This is a genomic window from Anabaena sp. CCY 9910 (assembly GCF_963920875.1).
Taxonomy (GTDB): Bacteria; Cyanobacteriota; Cyanobacteriia; order Cyanobacteriales; family Nostocaceae; genus Trichormus; species Trichormus variabilis.
This window is the reverse complement of the sequence record NZ_CAWUDJ010000031.1, coordinates 13,657-38,305: the sequence shown is the minus strand read 5'-3', so window position 1 is coordinate 38,305 and position 24,649 is coordinate 13,657. Positions and strand designations below refer to the sequence as shown.

Genomic DNA, 24,649 nt, shown 5'->3' with positions numbered 1-24,649 from the left:
GGAAAATTATGCGATCGCTTGCGGATAGAATGAAAACCCTTCTATACCTTGTCAGAGAAATTTTCTGATAATTTTTCCTGAGAACACCATTGTTTGCAAGTAGAGTGTGATGTCTAGGAAATGACAATTTTTCTGTTTTATTTCTAGTTTGTAGCCAATTTTTGCTAAATCAGACCACTCTCATCTACTAGCAAGGCGGAGCGACTCTGAGATAGCAAAGTAATGTTTAGAAATTCTTGCAATAAGAGTAGTAACTAAACATTAAATAATGAGTATAAATTCACCATACTAAAAGCTAAAAATTGGCATTTTGACAACAGAAAAATCAGAAATTTGTGCTATTGATTAGGCTTGCTTTAATTTTTTAGATGTTAATATGTAGTAACTAAGCAGTTAGCAAATATAACTGCCCAAAAGCGAGGAGAACAATGGCTGATACACAAACTTTGTTACAAAATTTTGGTCAGGTTTACGACAATCCAGTGCTACTGGATCGGAGTGTAACTGCTCCAGTCACAGAAGGACTAAATGTTCTTCTAGCTAGTTTTCAAGCACTTTATTTGCAGTACCAAAAACACCATTTCGTAGTTGAAGGCGCTGAATTTTATTCACTGCATGAGTTTTTTAACTCCAGCTACAATGAAGTGCAAGACCACGTTCATGAAATTGGCGAACGCTTGAATGGATTGGGTGGCGTACCGGCTGCATCTTTCAGCAAGTTAGCAGAATTAACTTGTTTTGAACAAGAATCTGATGGCGTATATTCTTCCCGTAAGATGGTAGAAAATGACCTAGCAGCAGAACAGGCTATTATCAACGTTATTCGTCGCCAAGCGTCTCAGGCTGAAAGTTTAGGCGATCGCGGTACACGCTACCTCTACGAAAAAATTCTGTTAAAAACCGAAGAAAGAGCTTATCATTTAGCTCACTTCTTAGCTAAAGATAGCTTAACCTTAGGATTTGTTCAGCCTGCTCAGAATTAACCTTTACTTAACCTAAAGGTAGTTGATTCTACAATAGATAGGAATTATCCTTAACAAGAACGGATCTTAAAAGAATATAAAAAATGGCAGAGAGTATTGGTACTTATCTGCCATTTTTTTGTTGATATGTAGAGTGGAAATTTCCCGGCGTATTATGGTTTTGGTAGGCAATATCTACCCTACGGAACTGGAAGATTTTTAAAAGTTATTTGTCTTTGTTTCATTAAATATGATGCAGTCGAGAAAATGGTCAGTAAGTTTGAGTCTATTGTATTCATCTAATTTACGTTATAAATGCCTGACCTGGGGATGATTGAAGTTTTTTCCCTATGTGATAAGTAGGGTAAAATATCACTACTTTTAAGCAAAGTAAATCGAAAAATTAAATTACTGAAAAAACTGATGAAATTTATGTTTCTCCGAAAGGGGTAGTATTGGGATACTACCAAAGGATGAATACATAACTCAGTGCTATGAGTGCAAAAAAGCACAGACGCTTTGAAATGATTAACCAGCGCACTATATAGAGATATGATCATTTTGACTTTTGCCTTGTTGTACTAGCTGGCAGCTATTGTGTTATCAAACCTAGAAAACTTGATAATAAACAACATGAATAGGGGGAAAGACCCTTAAAATAATCAGGATTTGTATTCTCGTACTCCAACCCAACGACTATGCCCCGCCGTCAAGACATCCAGAAGATATTATTATTGGGATCTGGCCCAATTGTGATCGGACAAGCCTGTGAGTTTGATTACTCCGGGACTCAAGCCTGTAAAGCACTGCGAGAAGAAGGTTATGAAGTAGTGCTGGTGAATTCCAATCCTGCAACTATCATGACCGATCCGGAAACAGCCGATCGCACTTACATTGAACCACTAACACCGGAATTAGTAGAAAAAGTCATTGCTAGAGAACGTCCAGACGCGTTACTACCCACAATGGGTGGACAAACTGCCTTAAATATCGCTGTTGCTTTAGCAAAAAATGGCGTACTGGATCAGTATAACGTTGAATTAATCGGTGCTAAGTTACCGGCAATTGAGAAAGCCGAAGACCGCAAACTATTCAATGAAGCAATGGATAAGATTGGGGTAAAAGTTTGCCCCAGTGGTACAGCCTCATCCTTAGACGAAGCTAAAGCGATCGCCCGTCGCATCGGCACTTATCCTTTAATTATTCGCCCTGCTTTTACTATGGGTGGTACGGGTGGTGGTATTGCGTACAACCAAGAAGAATTTGAGGAAATGGCGCAAGTCGGGATAGATGCAAGTCCCGTTTCCCAAATTCTTATCGACCAGTCCCTACTCGGCTGGAAAGAATATGAGTTGGAAGTGATGCGCGACCTTGCAGATAATGTTGTAATTATCTGTTCCATCGAAAATATCGACCCGATGGGTATCCACACCGGCGATTCTATCACCGTCGCCCCCGCCCAAACCCTGACCGATAAGGAATACCAACGGCTGCGGGATATGGCGATTAAAATCATCCGCGAGATTGGCGTAGAAACTGGTGGTTCTAATATCCAGTTTGCAGTGAATCCGGTAACTGGGGATGTGGTTGTGATTGAAATGAACCCCCGCGTTTCCCGCAGTTCCGCTTTATCTTCCAAAGCTACCGGCTTCCCCATTGCCAAGATGGCTGCTAAGTTGGCTGTGGGCTACACCTTGGATGAAATTAGAAACGACATCACCAAGAAAACCCCCGCATCCTTTGAACCGACTATTGATTACGTTGTTACCAAAGTTCCCCGCTTCGCTTTTGAGAAATTCCCCGGTTCCGAACCAGTGTTGACTACTCAAATGAAATCCGTCGGGGAAGCAATGGCTATCGGTCGAACTTTTAACGAATCTTTCCAAAAAGCCCTGCGTTCTCTAGAAACAGGTCGGGCTGGTTGGGGTTGCGACAAAGCCGAAAAATTACCTAGTGGTGAACAAATTCGCGCCCAACTGCGGACACCAAACCCAGACCGGATTTTTGCAGTGCGTCATGCGTTGCAACTAGGTATGAGTCCTGAAGAAATCTACGAACTCACCGCCATTGACCCTTGGTTCCTAGATAAAATGCAGCAACTGTTAGAGGTGGAAAAATTACTCAAACGCACACCTCTAAAACAGTTGACACGGGAACAAATGTATGCGGTCAAACGGGATGGATTTAGCGATCGCCAAATTGCCTTTGCCACCAAAACCACCGAAGATGAAGTCCGCGCCTACCGCAAAGAACTAGGAGTTACCCCCGTTTACAAAACCGTCGATACCTGCGCGGCTGAGTTTGAAGCGTTTACACCCTATTACTACTCTACCTACGAAGAAGAAACCGAAGTTATCCCCGCTAGCAAACCCAAAGTGATGATTTTGGGTGGTGGCCCCAACCGCATCGGTCAGGGAATTGAGTTTGACTATTGTTGTTGTCACGCCGCCTATGCACTCAAAGGGGCTGGATACGAAACAATCATGGTCAACTCCAACCCAGAGACAGTATCCACCGATTATGACACCAGCGATCGCCTCTACTTCGAGCCATTAACCAAAGAAGATGTCCTCAACATCATCGAAGCTGAGAACCCTGTAGGGATAATTGTCCAATTTGGCGGACAAACACCGTTGAAGTTAGCATTGCCTTTACAGGAATATCTCAGGCAGGTAGGGAATGGGTCATCGGTAATAAATGGGAATGAAGAAACAGCAATTACCAAAATTTGGGGTACTTCCCCCGACTCAATCGATAGCGCCGAAGACCGGGAAAGATTTGAGAAAATCCTCCAACAGTTGAATATTTCCCAACCACCAAACGGAATTGCCCGGAGTTACGAAGATGCGCTGATTGTGGCCAAGCGTATTGGCTACCCGGTGGTCGTGCGTCCCAGTTACGTCTTGGGTGGTAGGGCGATGGAAATTGTCTACTCCGATGCAGAATTGGAACGCTACATGACCTTTGCGGTGCAAGTAGAACCAGAACACCCAATTTTAATCGACAAATTCCTCGAAAATGCCATTGAAGTTGATGTGGATGCGATCGCCGACCATACAGGACGTGTCGTGATTGGTGGCATCATGGAACACATCGAACAAGCGGGTATTCACTCAGGAGATTCCGCCTGTTCTCTACCTTCGATTTCCCTCCCACCAGCCGTTCTCAATCAAATTCGTACTTGGACGGTACAACTAGCACAGGCGCTTTCCGTCGTTGGATTGATGAATATTCAGTTCGCCGTTGTTGGTGCTAGTTCTTACTCACCCCAAGTTTATATTTTGGAAGCTAATCCCCGTGCCTCTCGGACTGTACCTTTTGTATCCAAAGCCACTGGTATATCTTTGGCAAAATTGGCATCCTTGATTATGTCGGGAAAAACCTTGGAAGAGTTAAACTTTACCCAAGAAGTTATCCCTAGCCACATTGCTGTCAAAGAAGCTGTATTACCCTTTAATAAATTCCCCGGAACTGATACAATATTAGGCCCAGAGATGCGTTCCACTGGCGAGGTAATGGGAATCGACAGCGACTTTGGTCGCGCCTTCGCCAAAGCAGAATTAGGTGCTGGAGAACGTCTGCCACTAACAGGAACAGTCTTTGTCTCCATGAGCGATCGCGATAAATCCGCCGCCGTACCTGTAGTTAGGGAATTTATCGACTTAGGCTTTAAAGTAATGGCTACCTTTGGTACGCGTCGAGTTTTGTTAGAAAACGGCTTGAATGTGGAATTAGTCTTGAAACTTCATGAAGGCCGTCCCCACGTTATCGATGCCATCAAAAACCAAAAAATCCAACTGATTATCAACACACCTTCTGGAGAAGAAGCACAAACTGATGCAAGATTAATCCGCCGGACAGGTCTAGCGTATAAAATCCCCATCATCACCACTATCGCTGGGGCTAAAGCAACTGTCGCGGCCATCCGTTCTATGCAAAATACCACCTTGGACGTAAAAACCATCCAAGAGTATTGCCCGAATTTCTAGAACACCAATTCAGTTCCAGTAATCTTGAAAGAACCTCTCCACCTACCCCTCTCCTACGTTCGCGCAGCGTGTCGTTCGCGTTAGTGTTGCGTAGCAAAGACAAAAGAGGTGAGTTCGGCTCCCCCTTCCCTACGAGGGAAGGGGGTTGAGGGGTTAGGTACTTCATCAAAGACTTTCTCCCTGCCCCCTGCCCCCTGCCCCAATTCCTAACTTTCCCCAATCCCTAATCCCCAAGATCCGAAATCTGCATTAAGCAGTATTTACAAGGAAAATTAAGTAATTATTATAGAAAAATAATTATTGTTTTCATTGAGATATTTTAACAAATATGAGGCAATAGTAACTCTCTGCGGAAAAGCTAATCGAATATACTTCTAGAAAGCTAGGCCGCTAGCAACAGGATTCTCTCTTGCGTCTTGAAAAAGCCTTGTGTCAAGAGTTCAATTATTCCACTCAGTCGCGGAACAATCTCCTAGAAAGTTTTTGAAAGCAACTGCTGTTGCTAAATATTCCCATAAACAAATCTTAATCTGAAGGTGTTATCGAATGATGAATGTGCAAAATCGTCAAAATTTTTTGATTTTATGTAACAAAAGCTACATTTTACTGAATTTATAAAGTTTTCAGCCTTTAGATTAACCATTTTCTCTCATAAATGTTACAATTGTTAATACAAGGTTCAACGTAAAAATGTTATTTTCAATACCCTTTATCTAACTAAAGATAGTTGTGCGAAATACGGAATCTCTGTAACGTCTAGCAGTTAAAGACCTATTGAAACTCCTATAACAGCCGACATCATCGGATGTATAAACCCTAAACGATCAAACAACAACATCCCAGGTTAACTGGGTAGCAACGGCAAAGAGCATCTATTCAGTTAATGACCCTACCAACAGAAACATCATCACCAAAGAGTAGCGCCATGAAGACCGCTCCAACAGCCACAGACCTCGTGCGGACTTACCTGCGTGAGATAGGACGTGTACCACTTTTAAGTCATGAAGAAGAAATTCGTTATGGTAAACAGGTACAGCGTTCCACAACGTTGCAAGAAGTGCGAGAGGAATTGGCAACCCAGTTAGGGCGTGAACCAAGCATAGAAGAGTGGGCAAAAGCTGCCAATATCAATTCAGCAGATTTGCTGGGGGCGATCGCCGATGGCGAAGTTGCCAAACGCAAAATGGTAGAAGCCAACTTGCGGCTGGTTGTATCCGTTGCCAAAAAATATATTAAACGTAACGTCGATTTATTAGACCTCATCCAAGAAGGCAGTATTGGAATGCAACGAGGTGTAGAGAAATTTGACCCCACCAAGGGGTATAGATTTTCGACTTACGCCTATTGGTGGATACGTCAAGCCATCACGCGGGCGATCGCCGAAAAAGCACGCACTATCCGCCTACCCATCCATATCACCGAGAAGCTGAACAAAATCAAAAAAGCCCAGCGTCAGCTCTCCCAGAGATTGGGACGTGCGCCTACAGCAGGTGAACTAGCCAACGAATTAGAACTCACACCCAAACAAGTTAGGGAATATTTAGAAAAAGCCCGTCTCCCCTTATCCTTAGATTTACGCTTAGGTGACAATTACGACACCGAACTAGGAGAAATGTTGGAAGATCCAGGCGCTTCTCCGGAAGATTTTGTCATGCAATCTTCCCTATCCAACGACCTAGAGGTACTGATGGAGCAATTAACGCCCCAGCAGAAAGAAGTAATCACACTCCGCTTTGGCTTAATCGATGGGCAAGCCCTAACTCTAGCAAGAATCGGCGAAATACTTAACATCAGCCGCGAACGAGTCAGACAAATCGAGAGAGAAGCGCTTACCAAACTGCGTAAGTCTAAAGCCAACATGGGTGAGTATTTGGCCAGTTAGTCAGTTGTTAGTAGTCAGTTGTCAGTGGTCAGTTGTAAATCCTCTGTTTACAACTGACTTTTTACTATTTAGGACTTACGCAAGTGTCATAATCAAACTAACTGTAGGGTGCGTCAGCCCCAACAATTTCGTACACATTAAAGGATTTTCTACGTCTGACGCACCCTACTATTGTCCTAGTTGCGTGAGTCCTGCTATTAACTAACAGGTGAGAAAATCCCCTGCTTATGGTACGGTTACGCCCACTTTGATGTATGAATGAGTTTGTTACATTATTTGACAGGAACACCAAATGGTTAAAGCAGTCAGATAACAGACATATATCAATCATATATTTAAAGCCATTATCGTCACACCCACCAGTATTATTGCAGGAGGAAAAAGTGAGTAATCAATCTAACCGAGTTTCAGAATTTTTTAATAGCGACTCAGAAGCAGCTAATCTGCTGTGGCAGTATGTTAAGTCATTAAGTCCAGAGACAGTTACCCAACTTTCTAAACCCACATCACCAGAAGTTTTTCAGGTAATGGAACGGAATATCATCGGATTATTGGGCAACCTACCTCCAGAACATTTTGGAGTTACCATCACTACCAGCCGCGAACATTTGGGACGATTGCTAGCCTCAGCGATGATTAGTGGCTACTTCTTGCGGAACGCTGAACAAAGAATGAGCTTTGAAACAGTCTTACAAGGAAGTGAGAGTAACCACAACGAAGCTGAATAAGCTTATCTAGTTTGTAGTCAGCACCTCAGTGCTTAATTAAATAGACGAGGGATGATAAGTAGCTCAACCAAATAAAACGTAAAATAAGTGGCAGTGGATAGTAATCAAAAAAATGCCAGCAGCGCTACGAATAAAACTGAGTAAAGAAGAAGACAAAGCTCTTTTAGAGTTGAGCATGAAAGATGGAATACCGCATCGGGTAAAGCAGAGAGCGAGTGTAGTGAGATTAAATGCGCGTGGATGGAAAGTAAAGGAGATCGCTGAATATTGGAATTGGGCAGAGCAATCAGTGCGTCAAGCAATTCATAGATGGCAAAGTAGAGGAATCGAGGGGCTATGGGAGGCAGATGGACGTGGACGCAAGCGTCAATGGACGCATAGCGATTGGCAGCAGATGGAGCAATGGCTAGAAGAACCTCGGCGTTATAGTGCGGCGCAACTTCAAAAGAAATGGCAGCAGACTTGTGGAGTCAGTGTAGGAAAAGAGCAAGTGCGCCGATTAGTCAAAAAAAAGGGTACACATGGAAACGAATGCGCTCCAGCCCACCACCTGTAAAACAGGAGTATGCAAATGCCAAACGGCTAGATTGGGAAATGTTAAAGTTGTGGTCAAATCTAGGAATACTGCGGTTGCTTTACCTTGATGAATCTGGTTCATGTTGTCAAAGCCCAACTGAGTATAGTTATGCTCGTGGTGGAGTACAAAAGCGAATTGGGCAAAGAAAAAGACGTGGACGACGGATCAATATCTGGGCTGTATTGGAACCAAAGGTTAACTTTGACTACGCTTTGATGTTAGGTACGCTCAAAACATCTACTCATCTACAACTGATGGAATGGCAGGCACAAAAAGCCTCGCAACATCTTCAACAAACTGGGCAAATCACTGTCATGATGCTGGATAATGCCTCCGTTCATAAAAGCCATTTGGTACGTTCTCGAATTGACGATTGGCAACAGCAGGGACTATATCTATTTTTCTTGCCGCCCTACAGTCCTCAACTTAACCGTATAGAAGACGAGTGGTTACATCTCAAGCGTGATGAATTGTCAGGACAAGTTTTTGATGACGAATATGATTTAGCTTGTGCAATTATGGCTGGTGTTGAAGCTAGGGCAACACATCACGGTTATGTTGTTGAGCGTTTTCGCTTTAATTAGGTTGAGCTACTTAAATTCCCTGTTCCCTACGAGAAGCTGGCGCGAACTTACTTCATCCGTAGGGTCAACTACAAACAGGCAAATTATATGAACAGTATTTAAGTTATATTTTTAATAAGCAAAAACTCGGTAGATATCCAATAAATCTGCCGAGTTTTGTTTTTGGTCAATAGTCAATAGTCAATGGTCAATAGTCCATAGTTTTTCAGCCTACTCTCCTTCCTCTTCCTAGTTTCTCCATCACCAAACAATATGAACACAACCACTACTCCACCACACAAAATTATCGGTGTTGCCGTCATTTGGAACGACCAGCAGCAAATATTAATTGACCGCCGTCGTCCAGGGGGCGTGATGGGGGGTTTGTGGGAATTTCCTGGCGGGAAAATCGAACCAGGGGAAACCGTAGAACAATGTATTCAACGAGAGATTTATGAAGAGCTAGGGATATTTATTGAAGTGGGTGAATGTCTCATAACTATTGATCACACTTATACTCACTTGCGTGTTACTTTGACAGTGCATCATTGTAGCTTACTCAAAGGTATTCCTCAGCCTCTAGAATGTGATGAAGTTCGCTGGGTAACTGTAGATGAGCTAGGAGATTTTACATTTCCTGAGGCGAATAGCGAAATTATTGCTGCATTGAAGAGAGTTGGACAACTGACATTACCGTAACAATCTATTAACCAAATTCAGTAGAGTACCTGAATTTTCTACAATAATCCCAGAGACTTTGGAAAAGACTGTCAGTAAACCAATGCCTAAAACCGTTGCCGATGTAATGAGTCACAACCCAGTTGTTGTCAAGCCAGAAACGCCGCTACAAGAAGCTATCAAGATTCTGGCAGAACGACGCATCAGTGGTTTACCTGTTGTGGATAATGACGGTAAATTGTTGGGCATTATCTCAGAGACTGATCTGATGTGGCAAGAAACTGGTGTGACTCCTCCTGCGTACATCATGTTTTTAGATAGTGTCATCTATTTACAGAATCCTGCTGTTTATGAACGCGATTTGCATAAGGCTTTAGGACAGACTGTGGGCGAAGTGATGAGTAAAAATCCTGTTACCGTTTCCCCTGAAAAGTCTGTGAAACAAGCTGCTCAATTGATGCACGATCGCAACGTTCACCGTCTACCAGTACTAGATGATGCGGGTCAAGTGATTGGTATCCTCACCCGTGGTGATATTATCCGAGCAATGGCTACTAGTTAGTCAACAGTCAACAGTTTTTTACTTTGGACTATTGACTATGGACTAATAAGTTTTTTAAAACCCTTTGTAAATTAGGATAATTAAATGAGTATTACTCCTGAGTCTGTAAGAGAAGCACTCAGTTCAGAACATTTGGGCGATCGCTTGCGTGCGGTAAATCACATCCGGGAATTAGATAAAGCGATCGCTTTTGAATTAGTACAAATTGCTATTACTGACAGTAATTCCCGTGTTAGGTACTCAGCCGTAAGTCAGTTCGATACCCTCGGCACTCAGGATTTAGATTTATCGTTAGATATATTGCGTGGTTTATTAAGTGATCCGGAAGCTGATGTACAAGCAGCCGCCGCAGATTGTTTAGGTGCATTGAAGTTACACGTTGCTTTTGAAGACCTACAACAGCTGTATCACAATACTCCTGAATGGTTGGTGCAATTTAGCATTATTGCTGCATTGGGAGAATTGGGAGATCCGCGATCGTTTGAACTACTCAAAGAAGCACTATCTTCAGAGGTGGAATTAGTCCAAACTGCTGCTATTAGTTCTCTGGGTGAGTTGGGAGATTTGCAAGCAGTCCCTCTGTTAGTTCCCTACGCCAGCAGTTCCGATTGGCAAATTCGTTATCGAGTCACACAAGCCTTAGCTCGTTTGGGTGGTGCAGAAGCTAAATCTATTTTAGAGACTTTGGTTAATGATGAAGTAGAGGCGATCGCTCTAGAAGCTCAACAATCTCTACAATCAGTTTAATGGGCGATCGACGAGTCTATTGCGACCTTAGCCCAAGACTATTTTCTAGTAAGGATCAAGTTGAGACATAAGCCTCTTCCCTTGCAGGGAAGGGGTTCTCATAGGTATAGGTTTTTCATAAAGTGATGAGTGATAACTCTTGCACTAACGAATAATAGTTTCATCAATCCCTACACCCTTATACCCCTATACCCCTACACCCTAAACCCGTGTTTTGGGGTGTAGTGTAAAAAACCTACACCTGTCAGGGGCTAGGTTCGTCGAACTCACGTTCTGTTGGTGACGACGGAGAAGTAAAACCTCTATTCTTCCCTATCCCACCGCTAGGATAATGAGGCCAGAAGGTGGGGGGATATCAGTGATATTACTTAATTTCCTAAGCCGTAGACACAAAAAACCTCTGAAAATCACAGGTTTTTTAATTATTTCGGCAAAATATTAGTCCAAAAGACATTAAAACCGAGATTATCCGCGTTTGGTGTTATCATATCCCTGAAATATTTTTTAATATTTCCCCTGAATATCGAAAAAAAAGACTTGGATAGTTTATCCAAGTCTTTTTTGCTGCTAACTAAGTTCCCATCTACTACTCGACTCGGCTAAGGTTTCCCTATGTTACAAACAGCAAAAATTTCACGCATAAAAAGCTACTTATCTGTAATAAGTAATTATTCTTTACTTAAAAATATTTATTTTAACTTAATTACATATTTATTCTTAAACTCAGTGTTTGTACTGTAATTTTACATTGAGTTCACATTGGGTAAATGCACCCTAGCTAAATATGAAGATTTGAAAGCAACATTAAGTTGCACTCTATCTAATATTGGTTGGGATTGAACTTTTAAATATTCATCAGGGTGTGTTTTACCAAACAGTCTTGACTAGCAAATAAATAACAAATCAAAAAGTTTTTACAACATATCAATTCAAAGAAATGTAAGGATGCAATGCTTTGCGTCCCTACGGAAACTCATGGCGACTTTTTTTTTGAACCAGGTATAACCAGGCATAGCTTATGACTCTTGATAATGCAGGTAACACATTAACTACTGCTAGAAAGCTCACTGTATCTTCTAATATTCAGACTTTCGCAGATCGTGTGGATTCGACAGATCCTAATGATTTTTATAGTTTCAGTTTGTCCGCTCGTAGTAGCCTTAATATTGCCGTTGATGGTTTGAGCGCTAATGCAGATTTGCAGTTAATCAGAGATACTAACAGCAATGGTTTGGTTGATAGCGGCGAAGTTCTCAACACTTCTAACAAGACGGGAACTGGTAGTGAATCAATTCGCAGGACGCTAGATGCCGGAAAGTATTTCATCAGAGTCTATTCCAACACTGGCGATACTAACTACAATCTCAAGGTATTTGAAAATTTTGCCCCAACTTCACTAGAGTTTAAGCTAAATGAAAGCACTCTCAAAGCAACAGATATACTCAATATCAACAGTGGTTGGGTATCAGATAGAAATGGTATCAGCGACCTTTCTAAGGTGGATTTCCGTATACAAAGAGCAAACGGAAGTTGGATAGATGTAGCTGATGCTACTCAATTTACTGTCGATACTAACAATACAAATAAGGCCGGTTTTAGCTATAGTTTGTCTCTCAGCAGCTTGAATTTAGCTGCTGACACTTATACTCTCCAAGGCATAGCTTATGACAAGACTGGTGCCGTTAGTAATACAGTACGCTTAAATCTGACGATTGAGAATCCTGGACTCACATTAGCTAGTGCAAAGAAAATAACTTTATCTGCAAAAACCCAGACTTTTGCAGATAGGGTGGATTCAACAAATCTCAACGATTTCTACAGTTTCAGTTTGTCTGCCCGTGGTAACCTGAATCTCGTTGTTGATGGTTTGAGTGCTAATGCAGATGTACAGATCATCAGAGACTCCAACAGCAATGGCTTGTTTGATGGCGGCGAAGTTGTTACTGGTGCTTACAGAACTGGAAGCGGTAGTGAATCAATCCGCACAACTCTAGATGCTGGCAATTATTTCATTAGAGTCTATTCACACGGTGGCAATACTAATTACAAACTCAAGGTATTTGAAAATTTTGCCCCAACTGCACTAGAGTTTAAGCTGAATAACACCAGCCTCAAACCAACAGACACCCTCAGTATCAACAGTGCTTGGGTATCGGATAGCAACAGTGCGAGCGACATTTCTAAAGTAGATTTCCGCATTCAAAAAGCAGACGGAAGTTGGATAGATGTGGCTGATGCTACTAAATTTACTGCCGATTCTAGCAATGCAAATAAGGCAAGTTTCAGCTACAGTTTGTCTTTAAGTAGCTTGAATCTGGCAGTTGGCACATATACTCTTCAAGGCATAGCTTACGACAAGACTAATGCTGCTAGTAATACAGTCAAGCAGACATTTACAGTCACAACCACACCAACCACAACAGCATCGGCTACTGTTCAAGATTGGTTCAGTCAAAATCTTCTAGACCAACAACTCATTACATTAACACGCAACTTAGCAGCTGATGGTAACTTAAGTCGCCAGGATATGCTGGATATCTTCAGAAATGTGCAAGATGATTCTAAGGTAGATGCTAATGAAGTAAAAGACCTCAGAACATTGGTAGGTGCTAGCACTCGTTTTAGTATGCAAGACCCTGTGAAATGGCTATCCACACAGGTTGCTAATGGTGCGTCTGTAGATATGGCGGCTAGCGATTTTGAATCTAGTTTGGTTGGTCGTTGGTTTTTAGGCACAGTAGCACCAACACCTGTGTTTAATGGTAAGACTCTCACCTACACCCTGGCGACAGGTAATCTTTTTGGTAGTGCTAACGAAGCACGAATTGGTGATATTGACCAAGGACAACTAGGTGATTGTGCATTTTTAGCAGCTTTGGGTGCAACCTTTGGTCGTCAGTCTAATGATGCAGGCAATGCTTCTAGTTCCGTCATCAATAGTATGATTACAGATAATGGTGATAACACTTATACTGTGCGTTTTTACTCAACGACAATTTTTGACCCTGGTGAGGCACAATATGTAACAATTGATCGTCGTATCGCTACAAGTGTAGCTGCTAAAACTAATGGAGGTGTTCTCTGGGTAGCTTTAGTAGAAAAAGCTTATGCCCAATGGCGCGAATGGAGAGAAGGCAAGCCTGGTTATAATATCATTGGCAATGGAGATGCGCTTTCTCGTCCTCTTCAATTTGTGACTGGACGTGACTTTACTCCTGCTGATCCCACCAATATTAATTGTTTCTCTACTATCGAGACTGCTTTAGCTAATGGGAAAGCTGTAACAGCAGCCAGAATGGGTGATAGCACGAGCTATATTGTAGGAAATCATGCTTACTCTGTGACGAATGTTTACACCAATACTAGTGGTGAGAAAAGATTTGTGGTACGTAATCCTTGGGGCAAAGATGGCAAGACTAGGACTGGTGCTGACGATGGATTCATTGACCTATCTTTTGATGAGTTTAGCAAGGCTTTTAATTATGGAGTTATCATCGCTTAGGAAGATTGATTAAAAAAATACCAACTTTGGTATGTGAAACTCACGCAGTTAAAATTAAAAAAAATTTGATCTAACTGAGACTGCATTACTCAAGCTAGATCAGGGAATTATATAAAAGTTGCTTTTTATTTTTAAAAGCAACTTTTTTGAATTTAGGACATTACTTAAGCAACAGTCTTGCGACGACGAGACATAGCAACACCTACACCAACTAGCCCAAGTCCTAGCATGGTAGCGGGTTCAGGGGTAGAAACTCTTGGAGTACCAAAGTAGAAGCCTGAAAAAGTGGTTGAAACTGAACCTCCTCCTGCAAGAAGGGTCTCAATAGCAGCTGCTGTCAGGCCTCGACCGCCTGTTTGTAAAGTTAAAACCCCTTCCCCATCGGACTCTTCATTCGTGAGAGCGTTCTTAAATGTTCCTATAGTCGTAATATCGATGGCTACTAAGTTTGGAGCAGCTTGTCTGATATCGTATGAGGCAGTATTTGCAATAAAAGTACTACCACTAAGAGCACCACCCAATAAAGTTAGGAAAGGATTAACGATTGTGTTAGTACTAAAGCTGGTAATGTTATTGATTGTGCCACTTGTGAAACCGATAAAATTACCAGTGGATAAACTCTGATTGATAGTGAATGTTTTTGGCGCTACGAATGAGACAGAGTTTGATGTCAGGGTCGCGGAAACGGTAGGATCACTGGAAAAGGAGAATTCACCAACCAACTGAGCAGCTTGAGCAGCACCAGCAGAGGTAAATACACCAGCAGCAGCTACGGGTACAGTCGCTAATGCTGCAACTGCTCCTTTCAAAAAGTTGGATTTAGAAATGACCATCATAGGCTCCTAATAAAAAAGATGGGAAACGTCAGTGTTGTCTTGAGTATTAAGTAAACACGGGCAAGACTTAGATCACGTACTTTACACAGTAAATATATAAAATACGTTAAGGTACAGAAGATTACTTGATTTATTACCTAATAGTAGAATTACATAAGTACAACCGAGTGTGCAATATTCACCTATGTGACTTTACAAACTCTTTACTGTCGGTATAGATGTTCTTTGTATTTCTATTGGTGTAAAAATTTCTGCGGATAAAATTAAACCTCAAGCTAGCCTATGAAAACGATTTAATCAATCAACATAATTGAAAATTTCAATCATTATAAATACTCACTTTGGAAAATCAACTCTCCTAAGATAGGTATTTTTCAGACTTGAATACTTATGCGAAAATTGTAACTCCTGCAATATGCAAACACCCTTCAAATTAAATTATTTAAGTAGTTAATGACAATAATTAGTACACTAGTATTGGTCAGTAGCAAAACTCCGACTGCTGAATCTACTCACTAAATAATTATTGTTATTAAAAAAGCTTGATAATAACTTAATATTGATGAACTTAATAATAATTTGTATAAATTTTCAAAAGCTTTAATAATATGACTTCTCACGTTAGATAATTAAGAACAGAAATAAAGAGACCTGCCAACATTCCGTGAAAAGTCAGGTTTACTAAGCTACATTTTTGCGACGGAGAGAGATAGCCATTGCCCCACCTACTAATCCCAAACCCAAAATTGTGGCTGGTTCAGGAATCGTTCCGCACCTGCCACATACATTAGTAAAGAAGGCTCCAGAAAAAGTCAACCCGGAGATACCACTACCTTTGTTAAGAATTTCTTCAATATCAGTAATTGTGGTGTTGCCAATTGAGAAGGATATGATCCCAACACTGTTTGTGATCGCATTTGGATTATCACCTGTGAAAAAACCACTAAGCGAAACATCAACCACAACATTATTACCTACGGGAATCATTTTATATGTAGAGTTGGTGAGAGTGAAAGTGTTCTTTCCATCTGTCAAAGAGGTAGTATCAGTGTTAGGTAAAATCACACCACTGATAGGAAGTGAACCAAGGTCAATAAATAAATTGTCAGGCTTAACAGGCGTTCCAAAGGAAATATTATTGCGAATATTACCTGTATTAAATTCCGTGAAGCTTCCTATTAGAGGCTGAATAGCAATTGGTGTTATTGATTGAGGGAAAAATTCTAGGGAATTTTTTGTTAGTGTGACACTGCTACTACCAAACCCAACATTAGTACCAGGGCTTAATACAAATCCACCTTGTAGAAATGCTGCTTTGGCAGAATTCGCTGACATTGATATGCTAGCAGCAGCTACAGGTAAAGACACTAACGCGGCAACTGTCCCTTGCAAAAAGGTCAGTTTAGAAACAGTTATCATAGGCTCCTAGTAAAAATATTGAGAAGATGAGTTATTTACACTCACAATACCAGGTATTTTAAAATACAGTAATTTGTAAAGTATTTATTTATAAATGTTTGCTGTAAGAATCGTAAATCAGATGTCTAAGAACTCAAGGAAAACTACAACTGTAGCGATCGCCAACATTCCTTAAATTAAATTCCCTACAGGCGATCGCTCCCGTCGTTCACCTATTTGTTCACCCTCAGCCAGAATTTCTTGATAAATAACTGACTCACGCATCATACCCTCCCGGAATGTGCGTCTAACCAAAAGAGTAAGTCAGCCAAACTAGTAAAATCTAACAATCCCCGATTACGCGAACGGTGAGTTGTTGATACCCAAACAATTCAGAGTCATTTGGGGCATAAAAATATTCAGCATACTGTTCGTTACACCGAACTTGCATCTACAAAATTTCAGGGGCTTTGGAATGATTAATATTTAACCCCCTTGGTTAATTCTTGCCCATCTCCCCCGAAAAAAATCGCTCTCGAACTTAACCGAACCGTATTGGGATCGATAGGTTGCCAAATCAAAAGTTTGGCGACTCCTCCATTCATCCCACGCTGCCCTATCGGTTCAGGCGTGGGACTTCTGTCGGTTTTAGCTAAATTAGCCGTCCTGTTAAAAATTATCTGCGTAACTCAAATGCACCCATGTCAGGTCCTACGCCAAAAGGTCTTGCATTCTTGTCAAAATCAACACTAGCTGCACTTTGTGTAGTACCTGAATCAATGGCTGGACTACCAAGATTAAGTCGGAAGTTGGCTAGTTTAGGGTCAGTAGAAGCATTGATAAATAGAGGATTAACGTTGATGCGGTTATTTGCACCCAATTTGACATCAGAATGTCCATCGTTAACCAGAGTAGAACCAATGTATGACAAGTTATTGTCCCACCGATTGTTCGATGAATAATCATCTACAAATGTTTTCTTATTTGGACTACTGGAATAGGCTATGTTATTGTGAAAGTGGACATTACTGGAGAAATACGTAGTTAGTTCACCATTGAGGTGACCATCTAAATTCCCAGATCTTAAGTTTTTGAAAGCCGTATTATTCCTGACTACTACATTATCGCTTTCATAGACATGGATGCCTCTGCCACCGTTGTTAAAAACAATGTTGTTTTCAATTAAAGTCCAAGGTGTGTACCGTGGTCTAGGTCTCTGGCTTTGTGTTTGCCTAAAATCGTCGATAATAATTCCATTACCATCAGTAACAAAACTTCTCCCTCCCCAAGACAGGGTAACTTTATTTTCATTAGCGTAAGAAATATTCCCCCTAATGATGTTGTGAAATCCAGGGGCATCATCAAAGGCTTTGGCTTGATAAATAGAAATTCCCGAACACATATACCCAGACCGGAAGGCATTGCGATAAGAAATGTTTTCTTCAATGGTTAAATAGTCTGTTTCTTGAGCAGAAATACCGCCACATCCAGAATCATGGACTATATTGCGAATGATGTGTACGTGATGGTTACCTCTACCAACATTAATAGCAGACCCCTCTCCGCTTGAAGTCACATCAAAACCAATAACTTTGACGTAACTCCCCTCTACGCTAATACTGCCATCTTGAGTTCCTCTTACTTTCGGGGTTTGTCCTGGATAAGCCTGCAATGATATCCATTGATCTGGTGTTCCCGACTTCTTGACTGTAATATTTTCTTGATAGGTTCCGTTTTTTACGTAGACCGTATCACCAGCAGCTACTATTTGATTAGCTTTGTTTATCGTCTTAAATGCAGATGTTTGCGTTGTGCCAGAGTTATAATCACTCCCAGTACCTTGGTCTACGTAGTAGGTTTTGCCTGATATTTGCGCTTTGCCGATTTCCCCTGAAGACACTGCGGTGAAGGTCAAAGCAGTAACCACGACAAAGCAAATATTTCTGACTGGATTTTTAGTCATGACAATTTTAGGTGAAATAATGTGACTGATAGACAAGCCTGTTCCTGACTAGCTGACAAAGTTAACTCGAAGTCAGGAAGAAGGATTTAAAGCCAAAAGTTTGAGGGGTAGAAGAAGTTTTTGTAAAGAAAGTCTAAAGCAGAAACAATCACCTAAAAAACTAATGTAGTATCAATGAAAGTACAGCAATGTCTAATTAGTAGGAGTAATCCTCAATCCATAAACTGTTGCTCCTAAGGCTAGCTTATGGTCTGTTTTGGGTGTTGTAATTCTGGCAAAGAAACAAGTTCATACTTGTATCACCTAACCTGGTAAGTAGGTAATGCACGTTTACCTTGTACTGTTTTGTTTAGACTTATTCTCTCTAATCTGTCTTTACAGGTAAGACTAGACTGTTTGTGGTACTCACTAATATCTTCATCAGGTAAAAAAATGAAATGGCAAGATTTATTTTTAGTAACTTAGATGAAGATTATTTAAGGTGACGCTACAAACAGCATAGTTGCTACTAGACTATATTAGTAACAGTTTTTGAAGTGAATGCTTGATTTTTAGCACTCATCACTTCAATCTGTGCAAGCAGATTCCTTCTTGACTACAAAAAATTGAAAAGCTTGATAGCGTTGTAAGCAAACAAAAGCAAGTTGCTATTACGCGTACAAGAGGGTGAAATAAAAAATTATGAGTAGGTAATATCTCTATACTCTGTTATTTGTTATTGAACCCTCTACAGATATTCTTAGCCGAGTCAAATTCATAAACACTCCTCACTCTTCATAAAACAAAGCCGGAAAAAGCTAATTACTAGACATTATCCATAACAATATGTCTAGAAAGCTTATAGGGGAACAACCAAGAATTTAATCGAATTTTACAAACTAAAGTGAATTCAGTAACAATTGTTCATATTTACACACATTTCTTACGGTTTTTTTTAATAAAATTTACGTATCCTTCTGAGAAACTCTTTACTCCACACTTAGAGCCTGGAAATACTAAAAATAGTAAAGATTTATGCGATGTGGAAATTTACATACATCAAATTTGCCTAGACTTCAGATGAAGTCTAGGGCCAAATAATTATGAGAACCCTGACTTGGGCCGGTCTTATTAGATAATCATCTGAACGGAATAGTAGCGAAAGCCACTTCACCAACATAGTAACCATAAAAGCCCAAAACCACGCTTTCAAGGGGAGCATCCACTTTTGGTGGAAATACTTAAATAGCAAGTAAACCATTAAGATCAGCACAACAAAAAGAAAGGATGTGGTTGACACTCTCAACATTCCACTGTGCGCCAGAAATTTTTATCCTAGCTGCAATCGCTCAAAATGTTCTTTTTTACCAAACTCTTCGACTAAATTCCACACACCATCATGACCATCCCCTAAACAAACAAGTGGGTTAACGAGACGTTGACTGACACTGTTGGCGAATGCGAGAAATGCTTATCCAGAGCGGATGACTTGAGGAGTAAATCGATGAGGTTGTATCACCTCAAGCCATGTATTACAAAATAAAAAAATGCCCCTGACAATTGAATTGTTAGTAAATTCAGAAAACGCTTATGCGCTCTTCGTTAATTCAGCAATGAAAAGATTGAGAACTTTGACAGTTGTTTGAGGTGTTCCAAGAACCCAACTAGCAAAGTTAACGGGATATTTTTCTGACAACAGCTTGCAGAGATTATCAAATGACATTGATGATAATTTTAATTACCAAATACTTGTGGCCAGGTTGTAAATAAAAATACTGCAACTGTAGCGATCGCCAAAACCCCTTGTATTAAATTTCCTACCAAAGTACCGACAACAATACCAATACCAGCCTTCACAGCCAACCAAAATTCCCTTCGGTAAATATACTCACCAATGATTGCTCCCAACAACGGCCCAAATAAAATCCCCAATAGTGGCCCGCCAAAAGGTAAAGCGGGTAATAATCCGAAAAATCCCAAAAGCAAACCTACAAATGCGCCAATTTGACCCCACTTGCTAGCACCTGCTTGTTTTGCACCCAAGTACCCAGCTAAAAAATCAACACCAATACTCAAAATCAAGACAATAACTGTCACAATCAAGGGAATTTTAATCGCGGCAAAAGAACTACTCACAATTCCCCAAACGATAATGGCAATTAAAATTAAACTGGTTCCAGGGATAGCAGGAACTACTGCACCAACAACACCTACAAGCATTAAGGCAATAAGTAGCCAATAGAGAATTTGCATAATTTGTAAATCGTAAATCTGTAATAATTTTCAGGTAAGGTATGTTAAAGTACGGGTGGTTGAGCCGCAGAGATTTGCTGTCTTACCCAAGTGCGAAAAGCGCTTTTTGCTGCAAGCTGACCTATTTTTTTACTTTCTTGTATAAATCGGGGAATATCTTTTACCGAAACTGGCACAAAAGTGGGACTAAACTCAACTTCTATGTACTCATTACCTGAAAGACTATAAATTTGTAATACAGTTCCGTTGTATTTCCAAAACTCAGGAATAGCCATTGAGGCATAAAGAGATAATTTATTAATTTTAGGTCTAGAATAATCTACTTCTAGTACTAAATCTGGTGGTGGATCGTGAGCTAAATCAATATTTTCTTTATCTCTAATTAAAAATTCATTCTGAATATAATAACTACTATCTGGCTCTCCGCCTTTTTCTAAATCGTCTCGTGTTAATGTAAGTGAGCCTATACTTTTTACTTCTAAACTAAATTCTTCACACAGCACGATAATAAAGCCTTCTATCAGGCGATTAGAGTTCTCATGCGGCATGAGTGGAGTCATGATTTCTACTATTCCTCTGTCATAGGCAAACCTAGAATTTCGTTCATTTCCCATATCTGCTAGAATTGCCTTGAAGGTCTGCCAACTAATGTTTTTGAGCAAAGTTCTTGTTTCTGCCAGTGGTTGTGTTATTACCATAGCAATCAATCACCTAAGAGTAATTCAAGATTTAAACATAGGAATTACGCACCCAGATTTTCTGTTGAGACTGGGTGTAAGGGTGTTCTCCAAACCCTTGATCTTCCGTTTTCATGCGTAAGTCCTAAAATATTGGCAGCATAATTATTTCTGGCTTTATCCATGACTATTTTTGAGTGTCACTGCTAACTTATCAGCAATTCCTGCTATCCAGTTTTCATCTTGTTTAGTGTAACTTCTAGGAGCATTGGCCCCTAAAATTAATACACCTTCATTACCAATTGGTTGACAAATTACACCTTGGGTATTTTCTGGCAAATAATCAAATTCAATTCGTCCTGGGTAAACATTTAAAGCCACTAAATAAACAGGCTGTTGTTTTTCCAAAACTCGCTTCACAATCGCGCCTGGTGTGACTTCTGCCTTTGATCCCAGAATACCGCGACGTAACAAAACTTTGCCTTGATAGTAAACCACTAGCGATCGCGTTACTGTGTTAGTCAACAATAAATGAGATGCCCAGGCTAGTTCTGTTTTCACGGCTTCTGGTAAATCTGCTGATAAAACAAAACCTTCATCGCCAATGAGTTCTACAGAATCAGGCGATCGCGGCTGTACCTGCTGCCAAATTAAACCCGTTAAAATTAGTACAGCACTCAAAATCACCCCCAGCACATCACCACGGGCTTGAGAGTTTGTCAATTCTGGTGTCAATAAACGGTTAATCAGCAAAAGTATAGCGCCTAACCCACCTACTACAAAGGGTAAGCGCCGCAAAACTCGATTGGGATCAGGTTTGGTCATTAGTCATTAGTCCATAGTCAACAGTCAACAGTTAACAGTCAACGGTTAACGCTTGTTCCTCTATTCTTCTCCTGGCTCAATTATGCGTTGAAACAAATAACCAGTACCCCGTGCTGTGAGAATTAATTCTGGGTTACTGGGGTCATCTTCTAATTTTGCCCGTAAGCGGGAGATATGCACATCTACCACACGGGTGTCTACATGGCGTTCTGGAGTATAACCCCAGACTTCTTGTAAAATTTCCGAACGGGAAAAAGCTTCTCCAGAACGGCTGACTAGCAACTCTAGTAAACTAAATTCCATACCTGTCAAGCGGATACGCTCATCGCCTTTATAGACTTGGCGCTTGTTGGTATCAATTTTGATATTACCAACGTGAATTACCCCAGAACTGGGAATACCAGAAGCACCAGTTTTATCTACCCGTCGTAATACTGAGCGAATTCTTGCTTCTAGTTCTTTGGGTGAAAACGGTTTAACTACGTAGTCATCAGCACCTAACTCTAAACCAGTGATGCGATCGGCAACGTCCCCTAAGGCTGTTAGCATAATTATAGGGACATCCGATTCTTTACGTAATTCTTGACAAACACCATAACCATCCAGCTTTGGCATCATCACATCCAAAACCACTAAATCAGGGTCAGATTTGCGGAATGTTTCTAAAGCTTCTTCGCCATCCCCTGCTGTTACTACATCGTAGCCAATCATTGAAAGGCGCGTTTCTAAAATTCGGCGAATGCTAGCTTCGTCGTCTACTACCAGGATTTTTTCTTTATGACTTTCCAAGTTTCTCAATGCTCCTTAACTAAAATTTTCATGATTAATTTTTAATACCATAATATTAAGATATCATTCCTTCAAATGATTTGGAAAATGCTCTAACTCTTGCTATTAATCAGATTTTCAATTTGAGCAATACTTAAGGAAAAATTAAGATATTTAATATTAGTTAAGATTTAATAATGGCAAAGCCCAAAACCTTTTACATTTGTAACGAATGTGGAGCAGAATCTCCCCAATGGTTTGGTAAGTGTCCAGCTTGTGGTACTTACAATTCCTTAGAAGAACAGATTACCATTCAATCTTCCGTAGATGTACCTAAGGGAGGAGTTAGTGGTTGGCACGCATCCCAGAATAATGGTAAAGCACCTGTTAAGCCGGCAAAACCACGAGCTTCTTTAACATTTGACCAAATTACCGATCGCCAAATCGCTCGTTGGGAGTCTGGCTATGGAGAACTGGATCGGGTGCTTGGTGGTGGTGTGGTTCCAGGTTCGATGGTTTTGATTGGTGGTGATCCCGGTATTGGTAAATCTACCCTATTACTACAAGTCTCAAATCAATTGGCGCAGAGATATCGTATTCTCTATGTCACGGGTGAAGAATCTGGGCAACAAGTAAAATTAAGAGCTTCTCGCTTAGGTGTGGCAAAAACCCTGAGTGTTGTCGGAGATGATCAAAGGGAGGAATCAGAACAGACACCTCTAGTATCTATAGCTGATGGTGTGGGCGCAGATTTATATGTTTTGCCAGAAACAGATTTAGAAGAGATATTACGAGAGGTGGATTCTCTCAAGCCCAATGTGGCGGTAATAGATAGTATTCAAACCGTGTTTTTCCCAGCCCTGACCTCTGCGCCTGGTTCCGTCGCCCAAGTCAGGGAATGTACAGCCGCCTTAATGAAAGTGGCAAAACATGAAGACATTACCATGTTAATTGTCGGACACGTCACTAAAGAAGGGGCGATCGCCGGGCCGAAAGTTTTAGAACACTTAGTAGATACAGTACTCTATTTTGAAGGCGATCGCTTTGCTTCCCATCGGTTATTACGCACAGTAAAAAACCGCTTCGGTGCAACGCACGAAATTGGCATCTTTGAAATGGTACAAAACGGACTCCGTGAAGTTCCCAACCCCAGTGAGTTATTTTTGGGTAACCGTGATGACCCCGCACCAGGTACAGCCATCGTCGTAGCTTGCGAAGGTACACGCCCTATTGTTGTTGAGTTACAAGCCTTAGTCAGTCCCACCAGTTACCCTTCTCCCCGCCGTGCCGGAACTGGTATAGATTATAACCGACTAGTCCAAATTCTCGCCGTATTAGAAAAACGGGTGGGGATTCCCATGTCCAAATTGGATTCTTACGTCGCCTCAGCCGGAGGATTGAACGTAGAAGAACCAGCCGTAGATTTAGGAATTGCCATTGCGATCGTTGCCAGTTTCCGCGATCGCATCGTTGATCCCGGTACAGTCTTAATTGGCGAAGTCGGCTTAGGTGGACAAGTGCGATCGGTTTCCCAGATGGAACTCCGGTTAAAAGAAGCAGCTAAACTGGGATTCAAGAAAGCGATCGTTCCTAAAGGGCAAAAATTCCCCGACTTTGACATCGAAATTATCCCAGTTGCCAAAGTCATAGATGCAATCATCGCCGCTATCCCCCACCAAGAACTAACAGAAGAGGACTTCAACCTAGACGAAGATGAATAGGTAACAGGTGACAGGTGACCAAATTTCCTCTACACCCCC

The 24,649-nt window shown here is 41.0% G+C and carries 19 protein-coding genes and 1 pseudogene; 11 read left to right on the top strand and 9 right to left on the bottom strand.

Translation table 11 applies throughout. From position 1 onward, the window contains the following. The first annotated feature begins 428 nt into the window (after positions 1–428). The 10 genes from ACM5QX_RS20520 (at position 429) to ACM5QX_RS20475 (ending at position 14,190) form a co-directional block, all read left to right on the top strand. On the top strand, positions 429–983 hold the full coding sequence (locus ACM5QX_RS20520; protein WP_414755202.1) for a Dps family protein: 555 nt from the start codon (positions 429–431) through the stop codon (positions 981–983). Positions 984–1,660: 677 nt separating this feature from the next. Continuing rightward, the gene (gene carB / locus ACM5QX_RS20515) at positions 1,661–4,951 is read left to right on the top strand and encodes a carbamoyl-phosphate synthase large subunit (protein ID WP_414755201.1); all 3,291 of its coding nucleotides are present in this window, start codon (positions 1,661–1,663) and stop codon (positions 4,949–4,951) included. Positions 4,952–5,876: 925 nt separating this feature from the next. Continuing rightward, positions 5,877–6,833: an RNA polymerase sigma factor, RpoD/SigA family gene (locus ACM5QX_RS20510; RefSeq protein ID WP_041456716.1), complete on the top strand. Its 957-nt coding sequence runs from the start codon at positions 5,877–5,879 to the stop codon at positions 6,831–6,833. A gap of 383 nt (positions 6,834–7,216) precedes the next feature. Next, the gene (locus tag ACM5QX_RS20505; protein WP_414755200.1) at positions 7,217–7,561 is read left to right on the top strand and encodes a DUF760 domain-containing protein; all 345 of its coding nucleotides are present in this window, start codon (positions 7,217–7,219) and stop codon (positions 7,559–7,561) included. 112 nt (positions 7,562–7,673) lie between these two features. Beyond that, positions 7,674–8,117, top strand: coding sequence for a helix-turn-helix domain-containing protein (locus ACM5QX_RS20500; protein WP_414755199.1), 444 nt, complete (start codon positions 7,674–7,676; stop codon positions 8,115–8,117). Beyond that, a complete protein-coding gene (locus ACM5QX_RS20495; protein ID WP_414755198.1) occupies positions 8,093–8,722 on the top strand; it encodes a transposase in 630 nt (209 codons plus the stop codon). The genes ACM5QX_RS20500 and ACM5QX_RS20495 overlap by 25 nt, the downstream gene beginning before the upstream one ends. A 252-nt stretch (positions 8,723–8,974) precedes the next feature. Then, complete coding sequence (gene mutT, locus ACM5QX_RS20490; protein ID WP_414755197.1) at positions 8,975–9,400, top strand: 8-oxo-dGTP diphosphatase MutT; 426 nt, start codon at positions 8,975–8,977, stop codon at positions 9,398–9,400. A gap of 82 nt (positions 9,401–9,482) precedes the next feature. Next, positions 9,483–9,941 carry a CBS domain-containing protein gene (locus tag ACM5QX_RS20485; protein WP_010997954.1) on the top strand — a complete coding sequence of 153 codons (459 nt, stop codon included), beginning with the start codon at positions 9,483–9,485 and terminating at the stop codon, positions 9,939–9,941. 84 nt (positions 9,942–10,025) lie between these two features. Then, positions 10,026–10,688: a phycobilisome degradation protein NblB gene (gene nblB / locus ACM5QX_RS20480; protein ID WP_414755196.1), complete on the top strand. Its 663-nt coding sequence runs from the start codon at positions 10,026–10,028 to the stop codon at positions 10,686–10,688. Between the two features lie 1,018 nt (positions 10,689–11,706). After that, on the top strand, positions 11,707–14,190 hold the full coding sequence (locus ACM5QX_RS20475; RefSeq protein ID WP_414755195.1) for a pre-peptidase C-terminal domain-containing protein: 2,484 nt from the start codon (positions 11,707–11,709) through the stop codon (positions 14,188–14,190). 164 nt (positions 14,191–14,354) lie between these two features. Here ACM5QX_RS20475 and ACM5QX_RS20470 read toward each other — a convergent pair whose 3' ends face one another. The 9 genes and pseudogenes from ACM5QX_RS20470 to rpaB form a co-directional block, all read right to left on the bottom strand. After that, entirely contained in the window at positions 14,355–14,999 is a 645-nt protein-coding gene (locus ACM5QX_RS20470) for a PEP-CTERM sorting domain-containing protein (RefSeq protein WP_414755194.1), read from the bottom strand. A 708-nt stretch (positions 15,000–15,707) separates the two neighbouring features. Then, positions 15,708–16,445, bottom strand: coding sequence for a PEP-CTERM sorting domain-containing protein (locus ACM5QX_RS20465; protein ID WP_414755193.1), 738 nt, complete (start codon positions 16,443–16,445; stop codon positions 15,708–15,710). Between the two features lie 171 nt (positions 16,446–16,616). Continuing rightward, complete coding sequence (locus ACM5QX_RS20460) at positions 16,617–16,739, bottom strand: hypothetical protein (RefSeq protein WP_414755230.1); 123 nt, start codon at positions 16,737–16,739, stop codon at positions 16,617–16,619. 361 nt (positions 16,740–17,100) lie between these two features. Further along, a complete protein-coding gene (locus ACM5QX_RS20455; RefSeq protein ID WP_414755192.1) occupies positions 17,101–18,387 on the bottom strand; it encodes a choice-of-anchor Q domain-containing protein in 1,287 nt (428 codons plus the stop codon). Positions 18,388–19,607: 1,220 nt separating this feature from the next. After that, positions 19,608–19,810 (bottom strand): annotated as a pseudogene (locus ACM5QX_RS20450) (hypothetical protein); the annotation flags it as partial. 290 nt (positions 19,811–20,100) lie between these two features. Beyond that, a complete protein-coding gene (locus ACM5QX_RS20445) occupies positions 20,101–20,619 on the bottom strand; it encodes a DUF456 domain-containing protein (RefSeq protein WP_414755191.1) in 519 nt (172 codons plus the stop codon). A 44-nt stretch (positions 20,620–20,663) separates the two neighbouring features. Beyond that, a complete protein-coding gene (locus ACM5QX_RS20440; protein WP_414755189.1) occupies positions 20,664–21,317 on the bottom strand; it encodes a Uma2 family endonuclease in 654 nt (217 codons plus the stop codon). Positions 21,318–21,473: 156 nt separating this feature from the next. Then, entirely contained in the window at positions 21,474–22,121 is a 648-nt protein-coding gene (locus tag ACM5QX_RS20435; protein ID WP_011318679.1) for a cofactor assembly of complex C subunit B, read from the bottom strand. A gap of 60 nt (positions 22,122–22,181) precedes the next feature. After that, a complete protein-coding gene (rpaB, locus tag ACM5QX_RS20430) occupies positions 22,182–22,910 on the bottom strand; it encodes a response regulator transcription factor RpaB (protein ID WP_011318678.1) in 729 nt (242 codons plus the stop codon). Positions 22,911–23,086: 176 nt separating this feature from the next. Between rpaB and radA the strand changes: the two genes are divergently transcribed. Next, positions 23,087–24,610: a DNA repair protein RadA gene (radA, locus tag ACM5QX_RS20425; RefSeq protein ID WP_414755188.1), complete on the top strand. Its 1,524-nt coding sequence runs from the start codon at positions 23,087–23,089 to the stop codon at positions 24,608–24,610. The last annotated feature ends 39 nt before the right edge of the window (positions 24,611–24,649 follow it).